Annotated in this window: 6 protein-coding genes; 4 read left to right on the forward strand and 2 right to left on the reverse strand. The window is 65.3% G+C overall.

Going from position 1 to position 6,090, the window contains the following annotated elements; all coding sequences use genetic code 11:
• The 4 genes from JWQ89_RS08480 to JWQ89_RS08495 form a co-directional block, all read left to right on the forward strand.
• Positions 1-285, forward strand: a 285-nt coding sequence (locus JWQ89_RS08480; protein WP_366143985.1) for an ABC transporter permease subunit, incomplete at its 5' end; no start/stop codon positions are given.
• Between the two features lie 9 nt (positions 286-294).
• On the forward strand, positions 295-1,419 hold the full coding sequence (locus JWQ89_RS08485) for an amino acid ABC transporter permease (protein WP_299640086.1): 1,125 nt from the start codon (positions 295-297) through the stop codon (positions 1,417-1,419).
• Positions 1,420-1,421: 2 nt separating this feature from the next.
• Complete coding sequence (locus JWQ89_RS08490) at positions 1,422-2,222, forward strand: amino acid ABC transporter ATP-binding protein (protein WP_299640088.1); 801 nt, start codon at positions 1,422-1,424, stop codon at positions 2,220-2,222.
• Positions 2,223-2,759: 537 nt separating this feature from the next.
• Positions 2,760-3,815: an amino acid ABC transporter substrate-binding protein gene (locus JWQ89_RS08495; RefSeq protein WP_299640090.1), complete on the forward strand. Its 1,056-nt coding sequence runs from the start codon at positions 2,760-2,762 to the stop codon at positions 3,813-3,815.
• Between the two features lie 192 nt (positions 3,816-4,007).
• On the opposite strand, the gene JWQ89_RS08500 is transcribed toward JWQ89_RS08495, so the two are convergent.
• Together JWQ89_RS08500 and JWQ89_RS08505 are read right to left on the reverse strand one after the other, a co-directional pair.
• Entirely contained in the window at positions 4,008-4,718 is a 711-nt protein-coding gene (locus JWQ89_RS08500; RefSeq protein WP_299640091.1) for an alanyl-tRNA editing protein, read from the reverse strand.
• Positions 4,715-5,767 carry a cysteine synthase A gene (locus JWQ89_RS08505; RefSeq protein WP_299640093.1) on the reverse strand — a complete coding sequence of 351 codons (1,053 nt, stop codon included), beginning with the start codon at positions 5,765-5,767 and terminating at the stop codon, positions 4,715-4,717. The genes JWQ89_RS08500 and JWQ89_RS08505 overlap by 4 nt, the downstream gene beginning before the upstream one ends.
• Positions 5,768-6,090: the final 323 nt, after the last annotated feature.

Genomic DNA, 6,090 nt, shown 5'->3' on the forward strand with positions numbered 1-6,090 from the left:
CTCAAGGAAAACGACCGGCTGCGGCTCGTCGTCGTGCCGCAGGCGATGCGCGTCATCATTCCGCCGCTGACCAGCCAGTACCTCAACCTGACCAAGAATTCGTCGCTGGGCGCCGCCATCGGTTACCCCGAGCTGGTCAACGTCTTCACCGGCACCACCCTCAACCAGACCGGCCGCGCCATCGAGGTGATCGCGCTGACCATGCTGGTCTATCTCATCCTGTCGCTCGGCACCTCGGCGCTGATGAACTGGTACAACGCCCGCGTGGCGCTGGTCGAACGGTAGGAGCGGCAAATGACCGACATCGCCTTCGTCCGCTCCGAAATGGCCACCGCCCAGCCGGCTCCGCGCCGCGTCAGTGGCATGATCGCCTGGCTGCATAAGAACCTGTTCGCCAGCATCTCCGACAGCGTGATGACCATCATCGCGGTGCTGTTCCTCCTGTGGATCGTCCCCCAGCTCTACGGCTTCCTCATCGGCCGCGCCGTCCCGCCGGGCGGCACCGTCGAGCAGTGCCGGGTCGAGAACGTCGGCGCCTGCTGGGCCTATATCGCCAGCGAGATCGAGTTCTTCACCTACGGATTCTACCCGATGGCCGAGTACTGGCGGCCCAACATCGTGTTCGCCATGCTGGCGCTCATCGGCCTGCCGCTGCTCTGGCCGTCGGCGCCGTTCAAGATCGCCAACGCCCTCCTGTTCTTCATCGTCTTCCCGATCGCCTCGGTGATCCTCCTCTCCGGCGGCATGTTCGGGCTGCGCTACGTGCCGACCGAGCAATGGGGCGGCCTCCTCGTCACCCTCATCATTTCGGTGTTCGGCATCTGCGTCTCCCTGCCGCTCGGCATCCTCCTTGCGCTCGGGCGACAATCAAAACTGCCGATCATCAAGACGCTCTGCGTCGCCTTCATCGAGCTGATCCGCGCGGTCCCACTGATCACCGTGCTGTTCATGGCCTCGATCATGCTGCCGCTGTTCATGCCGCAGGGGACGACGGTCGATAAACTCCTGCGCGCGCTGGTCGGCGTGACGCTCTTCTCTTCCGCCTACATGGCCGAAGTGGTGCGCGGCGGCATGCAGGCCATCGGCCGCGGCCAGTACGAGGCGGCGCAGGCGCTCGGCCTCGGCTACTGGCGCCGCATGGGCTTCGTCATCCTGCCGCAGGCGTTGAAGCACGTGATCCCTGGCATCGTGGGCAACTTCATCTCGCTCTTCAAGGACACCTCGCTGGTCTACATCGTGGGCATGAAGGACCTGCTCGAGGCGGTGAAGACCAAGAACGACGCCATCGAATGGGCATCGCCCACCCAGTCCGTCACCGGCTACATCTTCGCCGCCGCGGTGTTCTGGATCTTCTGTTTCTCCATCTCCCGATATTCCCGGTACTGGGAGCGCCGGCTCAACACCGGCCACAAGAGGTAGCCATGTCAGACGTTTCCCCGGTAGTCGTCGACCGCGATATCGACACCACGAACATGCAGGTGTCGAAGACCGAAGTGGCGATCGAGATCATCGGCATGAACAAGTGGTTCGGCGATTTCCACGTGCTGCGCGACATCAACCTGCGCGTCATGCGCGGCGAGCGTATCGTCATCGCCGGCCCCTCCGGCTCTGGGAAGTCGACGCTCATCCGCTGCATCAACCGGCTCGAGGAGCACCAGAAGGGCCAGATCATCGTCAACGGCGTCGAGCTGACCTCCGACCTCCGGCGGGTCGACGAGGTGCGGCGCGAGGTCGGCATGGTGTTCCAGCATTTCAACCTGTTCCCGCACCTGACGATCCTCCAGAACCTCACGCTGGCGCCGATCTGGGTGCGCGGCGTCCCCAAGGCCAAGGCCGAGGAAACGGCCATGATGTACCTCGAGCGGGTACGCATCCCCGAGCAGGCGGGCAAATACCCGGGCCAGCTCTCGGGCGGCCAGCAGCAGCGGGTCGCCATCGCCCGCTCGCTCTGCATGAACCCGCGCATCATGCTGTTCGACGAGCCGACCTCGGCGCTCGATCCCGAGATGGTCAAGGAAGTGCTCGAGGTGATGATCAGCCTCGCCGAGGAGGGCATGACGATGATCTGCGTCACCCACGAGATGGGCTTCGCCCGCCAGGTCGCCAACCGCGTGATCTTCATGGACCAGGGCCAGATCATCGAGCAGAACGAGCCCGAAGCCTTCTTCTCCAATCCGCAGCACGAGCGCACCAAGCTGTTCCTCAGCCAGATCCTGCACTGACTGGTGCGCTTCTCGTTTGACGGAAAACCTGCCGCCCGCGCCCCCTCTCCCCTGAGGGGAGAGGGCAGCAGAGCTAGGAGCGATAGCGACGTAGCGTGGCTTGGGTGAGGGGTTCAGCGGTGCAGTGAGCGCTCTGCGCCGCTCCGGGGGACCGGCGCGCCCCCAAATGCGCCAAAACCCCGTTCAGGCGCCGTTCATCTCCGGTTCATCCACGGGGCAAACCAATGGCAGCCATCCTGACCCGCCCCGCCGGAGCCAATCCTCTTTCCCGAAATCGCCCCAAAGCCCCGGGAAACCAGGCCTCCGGGCGCCATTATCCCCGCGTTCCGTACCGATGCGACAATGCCCCCATCGACATACTCGCGGGACGCAGCGCATGAAGCATCGAATGGAACTGAACGAATCCCGGGCAATCCGTTCAAATCGCACAACTCCGGCAGCCGTACAGAGGCTCATGGGGGCGCATCACACTGTCGCCTTGACCCGGCTCCCCCGCATCGGGATATTGCGCCGGGGCGAGCTGGAGCAGAATTGACCATGACGGTTACGGCCGTTTGGCGGGACCTCGTCCGCGTCATCCTAACCTTCACGGTCCTGTTGCCCAGCCTTGCCGGCGCGCAGGACACCACCCCGGTCGCGGCGGGTCAGACGCTGCAGGCGATCCGCGACCGCGGGCACCTGATCTGCGCCACCTCCGATCCGCTGCCCGGCTTCGCCCAGCCCGCCGCCGACGGTCGCTGGACCGGTTTCGACGTCGATTTCTGCCGCGCCGTCGCCGTCGCCATCTTCAACGACGCCAGCAAGATGGAGTTCGTCCCGCTCACCGGAGACAGCCGCTTCGCCCAGCTGCAGACCGGCAGCATCGACCTCATCGCCCGCAACGCGCCATGGACCATGCGCCGCGACACCGGCTACGGCGCCAGCTACGTCGCCACCTCGTTCTACGACGGGCAGGCGATCATGGTGCCGCAGTCGCTGGGGTTCGTCTCGGCCTACGAGCTCGACAACGTCAAGGTCTGCATCGTCGACGCGCCCGAGGAGCTCGCCAACCTGCGCGAATTCTTCTTCGGCACCCAGGCCACCTATACCGAGGTGCTCTACGAGGACCGCGAGGACCTCGCCGTCGCCTATCGCGAGGGCCTCTGCAACGCGGTCTCGGCCTCGGCGAGCTTCCTCAACGCCATGCGCCGCAGCCTCCCCGAACCGGCAGCGCACCGCATCCTGCCCGAGCGTATCTCCAAGGACGCTTTCGGCCCGGTGGTCCGGGCCGGCGATGACCAGTGGTTCGATATCGTCGAGTGGACGCTGTTCGCGCTGATCGACGCCGAGGAGGCCGGTGTGACCTCGCTCAACATCGACTCGCTCGCCGCCGCCAAGACCCATCGCATCCGGCGCCTGCTCGGCCTTGAAGGCACCTTCGGCCCGTCGATCGGGCTCGATCGCATGTTCATCGCCAATATCATCAAGGCCGTAGGCAATTACGGCGAGATCTTCGAGCGCAGCTTCGGCCCCGCCACCGGCGCCGCCGTGGTGCGTGGCCAGAACGCGCTCTGGACCAATGGCGGCCTGATCTACGCCCCGCCGATCGAATAGCAATGCGCTCGGTCGCCCTTCTCCCCTGAGGGGAGAGGGTAGCGACGCTGGGAGCGCGAGCGACCTAGCAGAGCTAGGGCGAGGGGTTCAGTCTCTCAGCCAGCGCGTGTGGCGCCGCCTAACCCCTCATCCGGCCTTCGGCCACCTTCTCCCCTCAGGGGAGAAGGGAGGGGCTCCCGCCGATCGAGTAGCTCACCCGAACAGCACCGTCACCCGGCGGTTGATTGCGCCCTTCTTCTCGATCTTGCCCAGCCGTAACGTACCGATTTCGCTGGTGTTTTTGACGTGCGTACCGCCGCAGGGCTGGAGGTCGATGTCCCCGATGCGGATCAGCCGCACCCGACCCTGGCCCACCGGCGGCTTGACGTTCATCGACTTGATCAGGCCGGGATTGGCCTCGAGTTCCGCATCCGTGATCCATTCGGCCGACACCGCATGTGCCGCAGCCGCTAAGTCATTGAGCCGTCTTTCGATTTCGACCGCATCCGGCACGTCCGGCAGGTTGAAATCGATGCGCCCCTTGTCCTCACCAACCCCCGCGCCGGTGATCGGGTAGGGCAGCACGACCGTGACCAGATGCAGCGCCGTGTGCATCCGCATCAGCCTGTATCGCCGGTCCCAGTCGAGATGCGCGATCACCTCTTCGCCGGGCTGCAACTGTGCCTGGCCCTCCGCGGGCACCTGCACGATCGCCGCCTTGTCGCCATCCGGATGGACGCTTCCCGCAATGGTTACGAACGAGCCGTCGGCCCGCTCCAGCCTGCCGGTGTCGCCCGGCTGGCCGCCGGAGGTGGCATAGAAGATCGTCCGGTCAAGCACGATCCCGCCCTCCGGCGTGATCGCCGTCACCAGCGTCGGCAGCGACCGGACGTAACTGTCCTCGCGGAAGACGAACTCGGTCACGCCACCGGCTCCGCTTCGACCACCGAATGCCAGTCGATCGGCTCCTGCGCCTCGAGCCAGTGCGGCACCGGCAGGTTCTTGGAACGCAGGAATTCCGGGTTGAACAGCTTGCTTTGATAGCGGTTGCCGTAGTCGCATAGCACCGTGACAATGGTCTTGCCCGGCCCCAGGTCGCGCGCCAGCCGCACCGCCCCGGCGACGTTGATGCCCGACGAGCCGCCAAGGCAGAGCCCCTCGTGCTCGAGCAGTTCGAAAACGTAGGGCAGGGCCTCGCTGTCCGGGATCTGATAGGCCCGGTCGACCACCACGCCCTCGAGATTGGCCGTAATGCGCCCCTGCCCGATGCCCTCGGTGATCGAGTTGCCCGAGCTCTTGAGTTCCCCGGTGGTGTAGTAGCTATACAGCGCCGCGCCCTCAGGGTCGGCGATGCCGATCTGGACATCCGGGTTCCTGGCCTTCAGCGCCATCGACACCCCGCCAAGCGTGCCGCCCGAGCCCACCGAGCAGATGAAGCCGTCGACCTTGCCGCCGGTCTGCTCCCAGATCTCTGGGCCGGTGGTCTCCACATGCGCCTGCCGGTTGGCGACATTGTCGAACTGGTTCGCCCAGATAGCACCGCCCGGTAGCTCACGCGCCAGCTTCTCAGCCAAGCGGCCCGAGAGCTTCACGTAGTTGTTGGGGTTCTTGTAGGGCTTGGCCGGCACCTGGATCAGCTCCGCGCCGAGAAGCGTCAGCGCATCCTTCTTCTCCTGGCTCTGCGTCTCGGGGATGACGATCACCGACTTGTAGCCCAGCGCATTGGCCACCACCGACAGCCCGATGCCGGTATTGCCCGCCGTGCCCTCGACGATCGTCCCGCCCGGTCGCAGCAGCCCCTTCTTCTCGGCATCGCGCACGATATAGAGCGCCGCCCGGTCCTTCACCGATTGCCCCGGATTGAGGAACTCCGCCTTGCCCCAGATCTCGCACCCGGTCGCATCGGACACGCGGTTGAGCCGGATCAGCGGCGTGTTGCCGATGGCGGAGATGACGTCGCGATGGTTGGTCATTGGGCACGGGAGGCTGGTGAGGGTGGCTGGAAACTATGGGGCAGGGTGCCCGCTGCCAAGCGATAACACACGGAATGGTATGGCATTTCGAACGCGGGGGGATTGGTGGCAGGAATTGGCAGAACTGGGGATGATGGGGGCAGGGGTTTTCGTGGCCGGCTGAGAGACCCCCCTCCCATCCTCCCCCACAAAGGGGAGAGGTGCCGGTCGTGGAACACTCCGCATCTAGACCCGAGAACCACATGACCGACCTCCGAGAGTCCCTCTTCACCCACCCCTGGTTCCTCGAGCTCTACGCCGATTTCCTCGCCGACCCCACGACG

Source organism: Devosia sp. (genome assembly GCF_028290645.1).
GTDB lineage: Bacteria > Pseudomonadota > Alphaproteobacteria > Rhizobiales > Devosiaceae > Devosia_A.

Bases quoted from the DNA above. Each gene is read 5' to 3' on its own strand.
- JWQ89_RS08505 (WP_299640093.1), bottom strand. From the start codon at position 5,767: ATGACCAACCATCGCGACGTCATCTCCGCCATCGGCAACACGCCGCTG.
- JWQ89_RS08495 (WP_299640090.1), top strand. From the start codon at position 2,760: ATGACGGTTACGGCCGTTTGGCGGGACCTCGTCCGCGTCATCCTAACC.
- JWQ89_RS08490 (WP_299640088.1), top strand. From the start codon at position 1,422: ATGTCAGACGTTTCCCCGGTAGTCGTCGACCGCGATATCGACACCACG.
- JWQ89_RS08485 (WP_299640086.1), top strand. From the start codon at position 295: ATGACCGACATCGCCTTCGTCCGCTCCGAAATGGCCACCGCCCAGCCG.